This is a genomic window from Pseudomonas sp. PDM05 (assembly GCF_014851685.1).
Lineage (GTDB): Bacteria > Pseudomonadota > Gammaproteobacteria > Pseudomonadales > Pseudomonadaceae > Aquipseudomonas.
Map to the genome: position 1 here is coordinate 354,510 of NZ_JACVAC010000002.1, position 14,012 is coordinate 368,521.

Genomic DNA, 14,012 nt, shown 5'->3' on the forward strand with positions numbered 1-14,012 from the left:
TCACTCTCCCTTGACGATGCGATATTCGGCGCTACGTGCGTGTGCGCTCAGCGATTCACCACGGGCCAGCACCGAGGCGGTCTTGCCCAGCTCGGACGCGCCTTGTGGCGAGCAGAAAATGATCGACGAACGCTTCTGGAAGTCATAAACCCCCAGCGGCGACGAAAAGCGTGCGGTGCCGGACGTCGGCAACACGTGGTTCGGGCCCGCGCAGTAGTCGCCCAGGGCTTCGCTGGTGTGGCGGCCCATGAAGATCGCACCGGCGTGGCGAATCGATGGCAGCCAGGCCTGTGGGTCGGCCACAGACAGCTCCAGGTGCTCCGGCGCGATACGGTTGGCCACTTCGATGGCCTGCTCCATGTCGCGTACCAGGATCAGTGCACCACGGCCATTGATCGACTTCTCGATGATCTCGGCGCGGTCCATGGTCGGCAGCAGCTTGTCGATGCTGGCGGCAACCTTGTCGAGGAACTCGGCATCCGGGCTGACCAGGATCGCCTGGGCGTCTTCGTCGTGCTCGGCCTGGGAGAACAGGTCCATGGCGATCCAGTCCGGGTCGGTCTGGCCGTCACACACCACGAGGATTTCCGACGGGCCTGCAATCATATCGATGCCGACCTGGCCAAACACGTGGCGCTTGGCAGTGGCAACGTAGATGTTGCCGGGGCCGACCACCTTGTCGACCTTCGGCACGCTTTCGGTGCCATAGGCCAGGGCCGCAACAGCCTGGGCGCCGCCGATGGTGAACACGCGGTCGACACCGGCGATGCACGCGGCGGCCAGTACCAGTTCATTGATTTCGCCGCGCGGGGTCGGTACGACCATGACCACTTCGGTCACGCCGGCAACCTTGGCCGGAATCGCATTCATCAACACCGACGACGGGTACGACGCCTTGCCGCCCGGCACGTACAGGCCGGCACGGTCCAGCGGCGTGACCTTCTGGCCCAGCACGGTGCCGTCGGCCTCGGTGTAGCTCCACGAATCCTGCTTCTGCTTTTCGTGGTAGCTGCGCACCCGCGTCGCCGCCACTTCCAGCGCTTCACGCTGCGCGGCGGTGATGCGCGTCAGGGCCAGCTCCAGGCGTTCGCGGGGCAGGATCAGGTCGGACATCGACGCCACATCGAGGCCGTCGAACTGGCGGGTGAAATCCACCAGCGCCGCATCACCGCGCTCGCGCACGGCCTTGATGATGTCGAGTACTCGCCCGTTGACCGACTCGTCGGACACACTTTCCCAGCTCAGCAGATGATCCAGATGATGGGCGAAATCCGGGTCGGCAGCGTTGAGTCGGGCAATTGCAGTGGACGTGGTCATAGCGAGGGCCTCAATAGAATTGGCAAAAACTCAGGCGCCCTAAACTAGCAGTCGTTTCCGCTTGGGCACCTGAGAATTCTGGCTATGAGGCGGATAGACGGGCGCAGCCTTTCAGCTACGCGGGTAGGTCAACCGCGGTGTCGCGACTCCACTGCCTTGCGCAGGGTGTCGATCAACGCCTGGATACGGGCGTGCTGCATCTTCATCGATGCTTTGTTGACGATCAGGCGAGAGCTGATGTCGGCAATGAATTCTTGTGGTTCAAGACCGTTGGCACGCAGGGTATTACCGGTGTCGACCACATCGATGATCTTGTCGGCCAGGCCAATCAGCGGAGCCAGCTCCATGGAGCCGTAGAGCTTGATGATGTCGACCTGGCGGCCTTGCTCGGCGTAGTAGCGCTTGGCGACGTTGACGAACTTGGTCGCCACACGCAGACGGCCTTTGGGCTCGACGTCACCGACACGGCCGGCGGTCATCAGCTTGCACAGGGCGATGCGCAGGTCCAGGGGCTCGTACAGGCCCTGGCCGCCGTATTCCATCAGCACGTCCTTACCGGCGACGCCCAGGTCGGCCGCGCCATGTTCAACGTAGGTCGGCACGTCGGTAGCCCGCACGATCAACAGGCGAACGTCGTCCTGGGTCGTGGGGATGATCAGCTTGCGGCTCTTGTCCGGATTCTCGGTCGGCACGATGCCCGCTTCAGCCAGAAGCGGCAAAGTGTCGTCAAGGATGCGGCCCTTGGACAGTGCGATGGTCAACATGGGAAACGTCAGTCCTTCATCAGGCTATTGCGGTCCGGTCGCAAACGGCGCCGGACACAGATCGAGGCCATGACAGCCTCGATTTGAAACAAATTCACAGCAAGCTTCTGTAGTGAGCGGGCCTGCCCCGCACTGGGTTGCGAAGCAGCCCTAAAAATCTTGGGAGCGCTGCGCCCTCCAGCGCGGGGCAAGCCCGCTCACTACACTAGCGTTTGGGACTAGCCCGGTACGCGGCGGATTTTCGCGCCGAGCATCTGCAGTTTTTCTTCGATGCACTCGTAGCCACGGTCGATATGGTAGATGCGGTCGATCAGGGTGTCGCCGTCGGCGCACAGTGCCGAAATCACCAGGCTGGCCGACGCACGCAGGTCGGTGGCCATCACTGGCGCGCCCTTGAGCTTGTCGATACCGGTGACGATGGCGGTGTTGCCTTCAACCTGGATCTTCGCGCCCATGCGGTGCAGTTCGTACACGTGCATGAAACGGTTTTCGAAGATGGTCTCGATCACGGCACCGGTGCCTTCGGCAATCGCGTTCAGGGAAATGAACTGAGCCTGCATGTCGGTCGGGAACGCCGGGTACGGAGCGGTACGCACGTTGACGGCTTTAGGCCGCTTGCCGTGCATGTTCAGCTCGATCCAGTCTTCGCCGGTGGTGATGTCCGCACCCGCTTCGCGCAGTTTTTCGAGGACCGCTTCCAGGATGGTCGGATCGGTGTCCTTGACCTTGACGCGGCCGCCAGTGACGGCAGCGGCAACCAGGTAGGTGCCGGTTTCGATACGGTCGGGCATGACCTTGTAGGTCGCCGTGTGCAGGCGCGCCACACCGTCAATGGTGATGGTGTCGGTGCCAGCACCGGAAACCTTGGCGCCCATGGCGTTCAGGAAGTTGGCCAGGTCGACCACTTCCGGCTCGCGCGCAGCGTTCTGCAGGACGCTGCGGCCGTTGGCCAGGGCAGCGGCCATCATGATGTTCTCGGTACCGGTCACGCTGACGGTATCAAAGAAGAAGCTGGCGCCACGCAGACCGCCTTCCGGCGCCTTGGCCTTGATGTAGCCACCTTCGACGTCGATGGTTGCGCCCATGGCTTCAAGGCCACGGATGTGCAGGTCCACCGGACGCGAGCCGATGGCGCAACCGCCAGGCAGGGCCACTTCGGCCTCGCCGAAACGGGCAACCATCGGGCCCAGCACCAGGATCGATGCACGCATGGTTTTCACCAATTCGTACGGGGCGATCAGGGTCTTGATGGTGCGCGGGTCAATTTCGACCGACAGCTTTTCGTCGATCACAGGCTCGATGCCCATGCGACCGAACAGCTCGATCATGGTGGTGATGTCGTGCAAGTGCGGCAGGTTGGCCACGGTGACCGGGCCATCACACAGCAGGGTCGCTGCCAGGATCGGCAAGGCGGAGTTTTTTGCACCGGAGATGCGAATCTCGCCATCAAGGCGGGCACCGCCGGTAATAATCAATTTATCCATAAGAATCTCGACGCCTTGGGGGCTCAGGTGCGCTCGGCCCAGGCCGCGCGGCTGAAAAATTTCATAGTGACCGCATGGATGCTGCCATCGGTGATCCACGGGTTCAAATGGGCATAGATCTGCTGCTGACGCTTGACCGGGCTCAGTGCCGCCAGTTCATCGCTAATCACGTTCAGCTGGAAGTTGCAGCCTTCGCCTTCAACTTCTACGGTCGTTTCCGGCAGCTTTCCTTCAAGAAAGCTCTTAACTTCTAGGGCCTGCATGCTCAACCTCTATCGGCGCCCAGTGCGCACGGGTCGCACATCATACAAAAAAGCCCCGCGCCTGCGAACCCCGCATAGCAGGACTCTGACGGGGGGCTTCTCTAATAGTGTGTATTAAGGATGTGCCAACAGCTCGGTCAAACCCGAAACCTCGGCAATTTCGCGCATGTCTTCAGGCATGGCGCGGATGCTGACCGTTTTGTTGGCTGCCTCGGCATCGCGCATGAAGCACAGCAGCAAGGACAAACCCACGCTGCTGGACTTGGTCACCTGCGAGCAATCCACCACCAACGCAGGCGCGCTACTGCTGTTGATCAGTGCCTGACCCTGCTTGCGCAGGCCCGGCCCGGAGCGATAGTCCAGTACGCCGCTGATGAACAACTCGCCGGCATCGCCGAGACGAACGGCCGATTCGGTCATTGCGCAGGCTTCCCGGCAGCTTGCTTGTCGGTTTCTTCCTTGGCCTTGGCGACTTCACCGGCCCAACCATTGATGGTTTTGTCCAGGTCATTGCCATTGCGCTGCATGGCATCGGCGAACTGATCACGGAACAGCTTGCCGATGTTGATGCCGTTGATGATCACGTTGCGCAGTTTCCACTCGCCGTTGATCTTCTCCAGGGTGTACTGCACCGGGTAGACGGCACCGTTGGAACCCTTGACGGTCATGCCAACGCTGGCGCGGTCACCGGACTCATCCTTGGCGGGATCGACGGTAATGCCCTGGTTGTTGTACTCCAGCAACGCGTTGCCATAGAACTGGAACAGGCCTTTCTTGAAGTTCTCCTGAAACGTCTGCATCTGCGCCGGGGTAGCCTTGCGCGAATACTTGACCGTCATGATGCTGCGGGAAATACCTTCGGCATCGACCACCGGGCCGACAATGGTGTTCAGCGCGTCATAGAACCTGGTCGGGTCTTGCTTGTACTGCTCTTTGTTCGCCTTCAGGTCGGCCAACATCTTGTTGGTCGTGTCTTGCACCAGTTCGTGGGCAGAACCTGCCGCGTTGGCCATCAACGGCAACGCTGCAAGCAGCACCAGCAGGCCACGTCGCAAGGTAGAGATCATGAACAGATTCCTCATTTGGCGTCTTTATTGACCGTATTGAGCAGGAATTTACCGATCAGGTCCTCAAGTACCAGTGACGACTGCGTGTCGTGGATGGTCGAGCCATCCTTGAGCAGGGCTGTTTCCCCACCCACGCTGATACCGATGTACTTCTCGCCCAGCAGACCCGCAGTGAGGATAGATGCAGTGGAGTCGGTCGGCAGATTATCTACCTTCTTGTCCAACTGCATCGTCACTCGACCGGTGAAGCTGTCGCGATCCAGATCGATTGCCGTGACCTTGCCGATGGTTACACCGGCCATGGTCACTTTAGCTCTGACAGTCAAACCGGCGATATTGTCGAAGTACGCGTAAAGTTTATAAGTATCGGCGGTGGGGCTGGCCGACAGGCCGCTGACTCGCAGCGCCAGCAACAGTAAAGCCAGGATGCCAGCCAGCAAGAAAAGGCCGACACCGATTTCCACAGTGCGGTTTTGCATCAGAAATCTCCAAACATCAAGGCGGTCAAAATGAAGTCAAGGCCCAGTACCGCCAGCGAGGCGTACACAACGGTCTTGGTGGTGGCACGACTGATCCCTTCTGAAGTGGGCTCACAGTCGTAGCCTTGGAATACGGCGATCCAGGTCACTACAAAGGCGAAGACGATGCTCTTTATGATCCCGTTGAGCACGTCACCGCTGAAGGTCACGCTGTTTTGCATGTTGGCCCAGTAGGAGCCGTCGTAGACCCCCAGCCAGTCCACCGCCACCCATGAACCGCCCCAGATACCCACCACGCTGAAGATCATCGCCAGCAGTGGCAGGGAAATGAAGCCGGCCCACAGACGCGGGGCAACAATGTACTTGAGCGGGTCCACGCCGATCATTTCCAGGCTGGACAACTGCTCGGTGGACTTCATGTTGCCAATCTCGGCAGTCAGCGCAGAACCTGCGCGCCCGGCGAACAACAACGCAGTCACCACCGGCCCCAGTTCACGCAACAGTGTCAGGGCAACCATCTGCCCTACGGCCTGCTCCGAACCGTAGCTGGAGAGAATATTGAAGCCTTGCAGCGCCAGCACCATGCCGATGAACACGCCGGAGACCACGATGATCACCAGCGACATCACGCCCACCGCATGCAACTGCTTGATCAACAGACCAAAACCGCCGCCAATGCCGCCGCGCCCCAACAGGGCATGGAACAGGAAAATCGTCGAACGGCCGAGCACTTCGATGATGTCGATGCCCGAGCGACCGAAAAGGCGAACCTTCTCGATAAGTGAAGTCTTGCGCATCAACGCTTCCCCAGAAGATCCGAGCGGTAGTCCGCTGCCGGAAAATGAAATGGCACCGGGCCGTCGGGATCGCCGGTCATGAATTGGCGAATGCGCGGGTTGTCGGCGTTCATCAACTCTTCAGGCGTACCCTGCCCCAACACTTGGCCATCGCCGACGACATAGAGGTAATCGGCGATGCTCGCGGTTTCTGCAAGGTCATGGGAAACCACGATGCTGGTAATGCCCAGCGCGTCGTTGAGCAGGCGGATCAACCGCACCAGCACGCCCATGGCGATAGGGTCCTGGCCGACAAAAGGCTCGTCGTACATGAGGATCTGCGGATCGAGGGCGATAGCCCGCGCCAGGGCGACACGACGTTTCATGCCACCCGACAGCTCGTCGGGCATCAGGTCGATGGCACCGCGCAGCCCTACGGCCTGCAGTTTCAGCAACACGATGTCGCGAATCATCTCGTCGGACAGTTGGGTATGGACCCGCAGCGGGAAGGCGACGTTCTCGAAAACGTCAAGATCGGTAAACAGTGCGCCGCTCTGGAACAACACGCCCATGTGCTTGCGCGCGTCGAACAGGTCGCTGCGCGACAACGTCGGCAGGTTCTGGCCGTTGACCCACACTTCGCCGGCAGTCGGGCGCAATTGCATGCCCATCAGGCGCAACAGGGTGGTCTTGCCGCAACCGGAAGGCCCCATGATGCCCGTGACCTTGCCGCGTGGAATGCGAATATCGACGTTATTGAAGATGCTGCGCGTCCCGCGCTTGAAGGTAAGACCCTTCAGCTCGACCGCGTAGGCGTTATCGGCACTCATCTAAACTCCTTGGGATGCAGCCTTTCACTCAGACACCACGTTTGCGCCAAACGTTTGCAACGCTCGTGCAATAGTTAGCCACATGGGCTGGGCGGACCGAACTGGCGGCGAACTATATCACTGCTGGTACAACGCGCCCAAGGCCGGAACTGTGCTTGTTCAGACTGAAGACAGGGAAAAACCGTTGCTTAAGATGAATCTCACCCGCATCACGAACAAACCCTGACGAACTTGCGTGAGGGAATTGCTCATTACCGCTATAATCGCCGACTTTTCGTCAGGCTATACGATTTCAGACATGAGCCAATCCAGCGACCTTATTCAATCCGCACAACGCACCATCCGCCTCGAGCTTGAAGCCGTAGAAGGCTTGTTGGCGCATATCGACGCAGATTTCGTACGCGCATGCGAGATGATTCTGGCCAGCAAGGGCCGCGTTGTTGTCGTCGGCATGGGCAAATCCGGCCACGTCGGCAACAAGATTGCCGCCACTCTGGCCAGCACCGGGACCACCGCATTTTTTGTGCACCCGGCCGAAGCCAGCCACGGCGACATGGGCATGATTACCAAGGATGACATCATCCTGGCACTGTCCAACTCCGGCACCACCAACGAAATCGTGACGCTGCTGCCGCTGATCAAGCGCCTGGGCATCAAGATGATCAGCATCACCGGCAACCCCGAATCGACATTGGCCAAGGCCGCCGAAGTAAACCTCAACGTGCATGTGGCCCACGAGGCCTGCCCACTGAACCTGGCGCCGACCTCCTCCACGACCGCCGCCCTGGTCATGGGTGATGCGCTGGCCGTGGCGTTGCTGGAAGCGCGCGGGTTTACCGCCGAAGACTTCGCGTTCTCACACCCAGGGGGCGCCCTGGGCCGTCGCCTGCTGTTGAAAGTGGAAAACGTCATGCACTCGGGCGATGAATTGCCCCACGTCCAGCGCGGCACGCTGCTGAAGGACGCGCTGATGGAAATGACCCGCAAGGGCCTGGGCATGACGGTGATCCTGGAAGCCGACGGCAAACTGGCCGGGGTATTCACCGACGGCGACTTGCGTCGCACCCTGGACCGCACCATCGACATCCATACCGCGACCATAGATGCTGTGATGACGCCCCACGGCAAGACCGCTCGCCCCGAGATGCTGGCAGCTGAAGCCTTGAAAATCATGGAAGACCACAAGATCGGCGCGCTGGTGGTGGTCGATCATCAAGACCACCCGATTGGCGCCCTGAACATGCACGACTTGCTGCGTGCGGGAGTGATGTAAATGACAGGCGACCTGTTGCAACGCGGCAAGAACATCAAACTGGCGATTTTCGACGTAGACGGCGTGCTGACCGATGGCCGCCTGTATTTCCTCGAAGACGGCAGCGAATTCAAGACCTTCAACACCCTCGACGGCCAAGGCATCAAGATGCTGATGGCAGCGGGCGTGCAAACGGCGATCATCAGCGGCAGAAAAACCCCGGTTGTGGAACGCCGCGCACAAAACCTGGGGATTCCTCACCTGTATCAGGGCCGCGAGGATAAACTGGTGGTCTTGGACGAGCTTCTTGGCCAACTCAACCTAAGCTATGAGCAGGTCGCCTATTTGGGCGATGACCTGCCTGACTTGCCGGTGATCCGTCGAGTCGGCCTGGGCATGGCCGTCGCCAATGCGGCAGCCTTTGTTCGCGAACACGCCCATGGCATCACCACCGCCCGCGGCGGCGAAGGTGCCGCCCGCGAGTTCTGCGAGCTGATCCTGCGCGCCCAAGGCAGCCTTGAAGCGGCCCACGCCGCCTACCTATAGAGCGTTTTATGCTGAGCAAAAAGATTCGCAACTTCCTGTTATTCGGGGTCATCGCCGCGCTGTTCCTGGCGGTGGGCTACTGGAATATCAGCCCGGAGCGCTTTCTCGACCAGCCTGTTGCGCAGGTTGACGAAGGGGCTATCGACTATTACGCCACCAATGCCTACAGCATCCAGTTCCTGCCCGACGGCAAGGTGCAGTATGAGATGACGTCGGACAAGGTCGAGCACTTGAAGGCCACCGAAGTCACCCTGCTGACCAACCCGGACATGAACATCTACCGTGGCACCGAGTTTCCGTGGCATGTCACCAGCAAGCGTGGCGAGGTCAACCCGGACGGCACCGAAGTGGAACTGATCGACTCGGTGCGCGTCGCGCGTACCGACGATAAAAACCGTGACACCGTGATTACCAGCAGTCGTATGACCGTATTCCCGCAGAAGCAATATGCGCAGACCGAGCAAGACGTTAGAATCGACGGCGCTGGCGGGGTATCGACTGGCAAGGGAATGAAAGCGTATTTGAAAGAAAGCAGGATACACCTGCTATCGAACGTAAGAGGACAGTATGAGGCTCGTTAAAACTCTCCCTATTTTGCTCAGTCTGGGCGCAGCACTGGGAAGCGTGAGCGCCTGGGCTCTGCCGAACGATAGCCAGCAACCGATCCACATTTCGGCTGACGATGCGCAACTGGACGACAAGCAAGGCGTCGCCACCTACACCGGCGGCGTGATCATCACCCAGGGCTCGATGAAGATCACCGGCAACACGGTGACCTTGACGCGTACCGCCAATGGCGACATTGACGTGGTGACTTCGGTGGGCAACCTGGCTTACTTCGAGCAGAAGCAGTCGCCGACCGACAGCGGCCCGATGAAGGGCTACGGCAAGACCATCCAGTATCACGCCCAGCAGAACCGTATTGTCCTGATCGACCAGGCCAAGGTCCTCAGCCCGGACGGCAACTCCACGGAAGGTGAGAAAATCACCTATGACACCGTGAAACAGATCGCCAACGCCGGCCGCGCCAATGGTGCCAAGGTGACTGCGCCACGTCCGCGTATCGACATGGTTATCCAGCCGAAGAAGAAGGCCGAGTAATGGCAACCCTGAAAGCCCAGCATCTGGCCAAGGCCTATAAAAGCCGCCAGGTCGTGCGCGACGTCAGCCTGTCGATCGACAGCGGCCAGATCGTCGGCTTGCTCGGCCCCAACGGCGCCGGCAAGACCACCTGCTTCTACATGATCGTCGGCCTGGTCCAGGCGGATCAGGGTCGCGTCCTGATCGACGACCTGGATGTCAGCCACCAGCCAATGCACGGTCGTGCACGGGCCGGTATCGGCTATCTTCCGCAAGAAGCGTCGATCTTCCGCAAACTGTCGGTGGCCGACAACATCATGGCGATCCTCGAGACCCGCAAGGAACTCGACCGTGATGGCCGTCGCAAGGAGCTGGAAAGCCTGCTGCAGGAATTCCACATCAACCACATTCGCGACAACCTCGGCATGAGCCTGTCCGGCGGCGAGCGTCGTCGTGTGGAAATCGCCCGTGCCCTGGCCACTGCGCCGAAATTCATCCTGCTGGACGAACCGTTTGCCGGCGTCGACCCGATCTCGGTCGGCGACATCAAACAGATCATCCACCACCTGAAAGCCAAGGGCATCGGTGTATTGATCACCGACCACAACGTGCGTGAAACCCTCGACATCTGCGAAACCGCATATATCGTCAACGATGGCCAACTGATTGCCGAAGGCGACGCCGCCACGATCCTGGCCAACGAATTGGTGAAGGAAGTCTACCTGGGTCACGAGTTCCGCCTGTAAACACCGTGGTGTCACGGCCGCTGCCAAGATGCGCGGGAGTCAATGAAAACCTCCGGATTTTTATTGTTACCGTGCTCTAGGCAAAGCCCCCGACATCAGGCATATAATTTGCTTATGTTTGGCGCTCACGCGCCCTGTCGTGGATGGCGCATTGCGCCGGCGAATAAGGTGTTAAGCCCCTGCCATGAAACCATCGCTAGTCCTGAGAATGGGCCAGCAGCTGACGATGACACCGCAGCTGCAACAGGCCATCCGCCTGCTCCAATTGTCGACCCTGGACCTGCAACAGGAAATCCAGGAGGCCCTGGAGTCCAACCCGATGCTCGAACGCCAGGAAGAAGGCGACGACTTCGATAACGCAGACCCGCTGGCCGACAACATCGAGCAAAAACCCAATTCCGACGTACAGGAACCTTCCTATCAGGAAACCGCCCCAACGGTGGATAACCTGGAAGAAGGTGAATGGAACGAACGCATTCCCAACGAACTTCCCGTGGACACCGCCTGGGAAGACGTCTACCAGACCAGCGCCAGCAGCCTGCCCAGCAACGACGATGATGAGTGGGACTTCACCACCCGCACCTCCGCCGGCGAAAGCCTGCAGAGCCATCTGTTGTGGCAATTGAACCTCGCGCCGATGTCGGACACCGATCGCCTGATCGCCGTGACCCTGATCGACTGCATCAACAACCAGGGCTACCTGGACGAGACGCTTGAGGAGATCCTCGAAGCGTTCGACCCGGAACTGGACATCGAACTGGACGAAATCGAAGCCGTCCTGCACCGCATCCAACAGTTCGAACCCGCCGGCATCGGCGCCCGCACCCTCAGCGAATGCCTGTTGCTGCAATTGCGCCAACTGCCTGCCAAGACGCCTTGGCTCATTGAAGCCCAGCGCTTGGTGACCGACTACATCGACCTGCTGGGTAGCCGCGACTACAGCCAGTTGATGCGCCGCATGAAACTCAAGGAAGACGACCTGCGCCAGGTCATCGAACTGGTACAGAGTCTCAATCCGCGCCCGGGCTCGCAGATCGAGTCCAGCGAAGCCGAATACGTGGTGCCTGACGTCATCGTGCGCAAGGACAACGAACGCTGGCTGGTGGAGTTGAACCAGGAGTCGGTGCCACGCCTGCGGGTCAACCCGCAATACGCCGGCTTTGTACGCCGCGCCGATACCAGCGCCGACAACACCTTCATGCGCAACCAGTTGCAGGAGGCCCGCTGGTTCATCAAGAGCCTGCAAAGCCGCAACGAAACCCTGATGAAAGTCGCCACCCAGATCGTCGAGCACCAGCGCGGCTTCCTGGAATATGGCGACGAAGCGATGAAACCGTTGGTGCTGCATGACATCGCCGAAGCAGTCGGCATGCACGAATCGACGATTTCACGGGTGACCACGCAGAAATTCATGCATACCCCACGGGGTATTTATGAGCTGAAATACTTTTTCTCCAGTCACGTCAGCACCTCCGAAGGCGGCGAATGCTCGTCCACGGCGATCCGCGCGATCATCAAAAAACTGGTTGCCGCGGAAAATCAGAAAAAGCCATTGAGTGACAGTAAGATCGCTGGTTTACTGGAGGCACAAGGCATTCAGGTCGCCCGTCGAACCGTCGCCAAGTACCGCGAGTCCCTCGGGATCGCGCCTTCCAGCGAGCGTAAGCGTTTGATGTGACGGGCGGGCCATAGCGTTCCAGTGGTGGGTATTCCTGCCCACCGCTTTATGCACTGGCAACGAAGGAGAAGCTGTATGCAAGTCAACATCAGTGGACACCAACTGGAAGTGACCGAACCGCTGCGCGCCTATATCGGCGAAAAACTCAAAAGAATTGAGGGGCATTTCGACAAGATCACCAACGTGCAAGTCATCATGACTGTCGAAAAGCTGAAGCAGAAAATCGAAGCCACCTTGCGTATACCCGGCGGGGAAGTAGTCGCCAATGCCGAGCATTCAGATATGTATGCCGCTATTGACGACCTGACCGACAAGCTGGATCGCCAAATCAAAAAGCATAAGGAAAAGCAGCAGAGCCTCCTCCAGGGCACAGGCCGCTAACACTCCCCACCCATGATTCGACTTGAAACCATCCTGACCCCCGGCCGTTCCCTCGTGAACGCGCCGGGTGGCAGTAAAAAGAAAGCCCTTGAGCAAATTGCCAACCTGATCAGCCGCGAAGTGCCTGATCTGGAGATGCAAGATATCTACGAGGCTCTGATTGCCCGTGAAAAACTCGGCTCCACCGGTTTTGGCAACGGCATCGCCATTCCCCACTGCCGCCTCAAAAGTTGTGAGGCACCTGTCAGCGCCCTGCTGCACCTGGACGCTCCCATCGATTTCGACGCCATCGACGGCGCCCCGGTCGACCTGCTGTTTGTTCTGCTGGTCCCGCAAGCCGCCACCGATGCGCACCTGGAACTGCTCCGGCAGATCGCCAGCATGCTCGACCGCAAGGAAGTACGCGACAAACTGCGCAGTGCCAGCAGCAATGAGGCGCTGTATCAGGTAGTCCTGGATGAACAGAACGGGCAGTAATCATGCGTTTGATCATCGTCAGCGGCCGTTCCGGCTCGGGTAAAAGCACCGCCCTCAACGTACTTGAGGACAGTGGTTTCTACTGCATCGACAACCTGCCCGCCGGCCTGCTGCCAGAGCTCGCGGAACGCGCGTTGATCCACACCGAGCTGGCGCAACCGCTGGTGGCCGTATCGATCGATGCCCGCAACCTGCCCAGCCACCTTGAGCGGTTCCCGCAACTGCTCGAGGAAGTTCGCGCCAAGCACATCCATTGCGATGTGCTGTACCTGGACGCCGACGAAGAGACCCTGCTAAAGCGCTTCTCTGAAACCCGTCGACGCCACCCCCTCAGCAGCCCCCATCGCTCCCTGGCAGAAGCCATCGAGGACGAAACCAAGTTGCTGGGGCCGATCATTGACCTCGCCGACCTCAAGATCAACACCACCGGGCTCAACCTGTACCAGTTGCGTGATGCCATCAAGCTGCGTCTGCTGAACCAGCCCGAGCCGGGTACGGCATTCCTCGTCGAGTCGTTTGGCTTCAAGCGCGGCATGCCGGTGGACGCCGACCTGGTGTTCGATGTGCGCTGCCTGCCCAACCCTTATTGGAAACCGGAACTGCGTGACCAGTCCGGGCTGGACCAACCCGTGGCTGAATACCTGGCGGCGCAACCGGATGTCGAGGAGATGTTCCAGGACATTTCCAGCTACCTGCTCAAATGGCTGCCGCGCTTCGCTGCAAGCAATCGGGCGTATGTCACCATTGCCATTGGCTGCACCGGCGGCCACCACCGCTCGGTCTACCTGACCGAACGCCTGGGCCAACTGCTGCAAAAAACCCTCAAGAACGTCCAGGTTCGCCACCGCGACCTTAGCTGAAAGGAACACCCC

The 14,012-nt window shown here is 59.7% G+C and carries 18 protein-coding genes; 9 read left to right on the forward strand and 9 right to left on the reverse strand.

The annotated features are described in order from the left end of the window. The 9 genes from hisD to IB241_RS06505 form a co-directional block, all read right to left on the reverse strand. The gene (gene hisD, locus IB241_RS06465) at positions 1 to 1,317 is read right to left on the reverse strand and encodes a histidinol dehydrogenase (RefSeq protein ID WP_192297665.1); all 1,317 of its coding nucleotides are present in this window, start codon (positions 1,315 to 1,317) and stop codon (positions 1 to 3) included. Positions 1,318 to 1,445: 128 nt separating this feature from the next. Then, positions 1,446 to 2,081: an ATP phosphoribosyltransferase gene (hisG, locus tag IB241_RS06470; protein WP_010213102.1), complete on the reverse strand. Its 636-nt coding sequence runs from the start codon at positions 2,079 to 2,081 to the stop codon at positions 1,446 to 1,448. 218 nt (positions 2,082 to 2,299) lie between these two features. Continuing rightward, positions 2,300 to 3,565: a UDP-N-acetylglucosamine 1-carboxyvinyltransferase gene (murA, locus tag IB241_RS06475; RefSeq protein WP_192297666.1), complete on the reverse strand. Its 1,266-nt coding sequence runs from the start codon at positions 3,563 to 3,565 to the stop codon at positions 2,300 to 2,302. A 23-nt stretch (positions 3,566 to 3,588) separates the two neighbouring features. After that, complete coding sequence (locus IB241_RS06480; protein WP_003188597.1) at positions 3,589 to 3,828, reverse strand: BolA family protein; 240 nt, start codon at positions 3,826 to 3,828, stop codon at positions 3,589 to 3,591. A gap of 114 nt (positions 3,829 to 3,942) precedes the next feature. Next, on the reverse strand, positions 3,943 to 4,248 hold the full coding sequence (locus IB241_RS06485) for a lipid asymmetry maintenance protein MlaB (protein ID WP_192297667.1): 306 nt from the start codon (positions 4,246 to 4,248) through the stop codon (positions 3,943 to 3,945). Next, on the reverse strand, positions 4,245 to 4,895 hold the full coding sequence (locus tag IB241_RS06490; RefSeq protein WP_192297668.1) for a phospholipid-binding protein MlaC: 651 nt from the start codon (positions 4,893 to 4,895) through the stop codon (positions 4,245 to 4,247). Before IB241_RS06490 ends, IB241_RS06485 begins: the two co-directional genes overlap by 4 nt. An 11-nt stretch (positions 4,896 to 4,906) precedes the next feature. Then, on the reverse strand, positions 4,907 to 5,374 hold the full coding sequence (mlaD, locus tag IB241_RS06495) for an outer membrane lipid asymmetry maintenance protein MlaD (protein ID WP_017845975.1): 468 nt from the start codon (positions 5,372 to 5,374) through the stop codon (positions 4,907 to 4,909). Then, positions 5,374 to 6,171: a lipid asymmetry maintenance ABC transporter permease subunit MlaE gene (mlaE, locus tag IB241_RS06500; RefSeq protein ID WP_017738750.1), complete on the reverse strand. Its 798-nt coding sequence runs from the start codon at positions 6,169 to 6,171 to the stop codon at positions 5,374 to 5,376. Before mlaE ends, mlaD begins: the two co-directional genes overlap by 1 nt. Further along, positions 6,171 to 6,980 (reverse strand): ATP-binding cassette domain-containing protein, encoded by an 810-nt coding sequence (locus IB241_RS06505; RefSeq protein WP_017738751.1) that lies wholly within the window; start codon positions 6,978 to 6,980, stop codon positions 6,171 to 6,173. Before IB241_RS06505 ends, mlaE begins: the two co-directional genes overlap by 1 nt. Before the next feature lie 298 nt (positions 6,981 to 7,278). Between IB241_RS06505 and IB241_RS06510 the strand changes: the two genes are divergently transcribed. The 9 genes from IB241_RS06510 to rapZ all read left to right on the forward strand — a co-directional run bounded on the left by IB241_RS06510 (position 7,279) and on the right by rapZ (position 14,000). Further along, the gene (locus IB241_RS06510) at positions 7,279 to 8,253 is read left to right on the forward strand and encodes a KpsF/GutQ family sugar-phosphate isomerase (RefSeq protein ID WP_192297669.1); all 975 of its coding nucleotides are present in this window, start codon (positions 7,279 to 7,281) and stop codon (positions 8,251 to 8,253) included. Further along, positions 8,254 to 8,778 (forward strand): KdsC family phosphatase, encoded by a 525-nt coding sequence (locus IB241_RS06515; protein WP_178922703.1) that lies wholly within the window; start codon positions 8,254 to 8,256, stop codon positions 8,776 to 8,778. 8 nt (positions 8,779 to 8,786) lie between these two features. Further along, positions 8,787 to 9,359 carry an LPS export ABC transporter periplasmic protein LptC gene (gene lptC, locus IB241_RS06520; RefSeq protein WP_192297670.1) on the forward strand — a complete coding sequence of 191 codons (573 nt, stop codon included), beginning with the start codon at positions 8,787 to 8,789 and terminating at the stop codon, positions 9,357 to 9,359. Beyond that, complete coding sequence (gene lptA, locus IB241_RS06525) at positions 9,346 to 9,879, forward strand: lipopolysaccharide transport periplasmic protein LptA (protein ID WP_192297671.1); 534 nt, start codon at positions 9,346 to 9,348, stop codon at positions 9,877 to 9,879. Before lptC ends, lptA begins: the two co-directional genes overlap by 14 nt. Then, entirely contained in the window at positions 9,879 to 10,604 is a 726-nt protein-coding gene (lptB, locus tag IB241_RS06530) for an LPS export ABC transporter ATP-binding protein (RefSeq protein WP_192297672.1), read from the forward strand. Before lptA ends, lptB begins: the two co-directional genes overlap by 1 nt. A gap of 184 nt (positions 10,605 to 10,788) precedes the next feature. Further along, positions 10,789 to 12,282 (forward strand): RNA polymerase factor sigma-54, encoded by a 1,494-nt coding sequence (locus IB241_RS06535; RefSeq protein ID WP_192297673.1) that lies wholly within the window; start codon positions 10,789 to 10,791, stop codon positions 12,280 to 12,282. A 75-nt stretch (positions 12,283 to 12,357) separates the two neighbouring features. Then, positions 12,358 to 12,663 (forward strand): ribosome hibernation-promoting factor, HPF/YfiA family, encoded by a 306-nt coding sequence (gene hpf / locus IB241_RS06540; RefSeq protein ID WP_010170586.1) that lies wholly within the window; start codon positions 12,358 to 12,360, stop codon positions 12,661 to 12,663. 12 nt (positions 12,664 to 12,675) lie between these two features. Further along, positions 12,676 to 13,140, forward strand: coding sequence for a PTS IIA-like nitrogen regulatory protein PtsN (gene ptsN / locus IB241_RS06545; RefSeq protein ID WP_192297674.1), 465 nt, complete (start codon positions 12,676 to 12,678; stop codon positions 13,138 to 13,140). Positions 13,141 to 13,142: 2 nt separating this feature from the next. Next, positions 13,143 to 14,000: an RNase adapter RapZ gene (rapZ, locus tag IB241_RS06550; RefSeq protein ID WP_192297675.1), complete on the forward strand. Its 858-nt coding sequence runs from the start codon at positions 13,143 to 13,145 to the stop codon at positions 13,998 to 14,000. The last annotated feature ends 12 nt before the right edge of the window (positions 14,001 to 14,012 follow it).

What these genes read in the sequence shown, in the direction of transcription:
- hisD (WP_192297665.1), bottom strand. Translation starts at nt 1,317, where the DNA reads ATGACCACGTCCACTGCAATTGCCCGACTCAACGCTGCCGACCCGGAT.
- hisG (WP_010213102.1), bottom strand. Translation starts at nt 2,081, where the DNA reads ATGTTGACCATCGCACTGTCCAAGGGCCGCATCCTTGACGACACTTTG.
- murA (WP_192297666.1), bottom strand. Translation starts at nt 3,565, where the DNA reads ATGGATAAATTGATTATTACCGGCGGTGCCCGCCTTGATGGCGAGATT.
- IB241_RS06480 (WP_003188597.1), bottom strand. Translation starts at nt 3,828, where the DNA reads ATGCAGGCCCTAGAAGTTAAGAGCTTTCTTGAAGGAAAGCTGCCGGAA.
- IB241_RS06485 (WP_192297667.1), bottom strand. Translation starts at nt 4,248, where the DNA reads ATGACCGAATCGGCCGTTCGTCTCGGCGATGCCGGCGAGTTGTTCATC.
- IB241_RS06490 (WP_192297668.1), bottom strand. Translation starts at nt 4,895, where the DNA reads ATGATCTCTACCTTGCGACGTGGCCTGCTGGTGCTGCTTGCAGCGTTG.
- mlaD (WP_017845975.1), bottom strand. Translation starts at nt 5,374, where the DNA reads ATGCAAAACCGCACTGTGGAAATCGGTGTCGGCCTTTTCTTGCTGGCT.
- mlaE (WP_017738750.1), bottom strand. Translation starts at nt 6,171, where the DNA reads ATGCGCAAGACTTCACTTATCGAGAAGGTTCGCCTTTTCGGTCGCTCG.
- IB241_RS06505 (WP_017738751.1), bottom strand. Translation starts at nt 6,980, where the DNA reads ATGAGTGCCGATAACGCCTACGCGGTCGAGCTGAAGGGTCTTACCTTC.
- IB241_RS06510 (WP_192297669.1), top strand. Translation starts at nt 7,279, where the DNA reads ATGAGCCAATCCAGCGACCTTATTCAATCCGCACAACGCACCATCCGC.
- IB241_RS06515 (WP_178922703.1), top strand. Translation starts at nt 8,254, where the DNA reads ATGACAGGCGACCTGTTGCAACGCGGCAAGAACATCAAACTGGCGATT.
- lptC (WP_192297670.1), top strand. Translation starts at nt 8,787, where the DNA reads ATGCTGAGCAAAAAGATTCGCAACTTCCTGTTATTCGGGGTCATCGCC.
- lptA (WP_192297671.1), top strand. Translation starts at nt 9,346, where the DNA reads ATGAGGCTCGTTAAAACTCTCCCTATTTTGCTCAGTCTGGGCGCAGCA.
- lptB (WP_192297672.1), top strand. Translation starts at nt 9,879, where the DNA reads ATGGCAACCCTGAAAGCCCAGCATCTGGCCAAGGCCTATAAAAGCCGC.
- IB241_RS06535 (WP_192297673.1), top strand. Translation starts at nt 10,789, where the DNA reads ATGAAACCATCGCTAGTCCTGAGAATGGGCCAGCAGCTGACGATGACA.
- hpf (WP_010170586.1), top strand. Translation starts at nt 12,358, where the DNA reads ATGCAAGTCAACATCAGTGGACACCAACTGGAAGTGACCGAACCGCTG.
- ptsN (WP_192297674.1), top strand. Translation starts at nt 12,676, where the DNA reads ATGATTCGACTTGAAACCATCCTGACCCCCGGCCGTTCCCTCGTGAAC.
- rapZ (WP_192297675.1), top strand. Translation starts at nt 13,143, where the DNA reads ATGCGTTTGATCATCGTCAGCGGCCGTTCCGGCTCGGGTAAAAGCACC.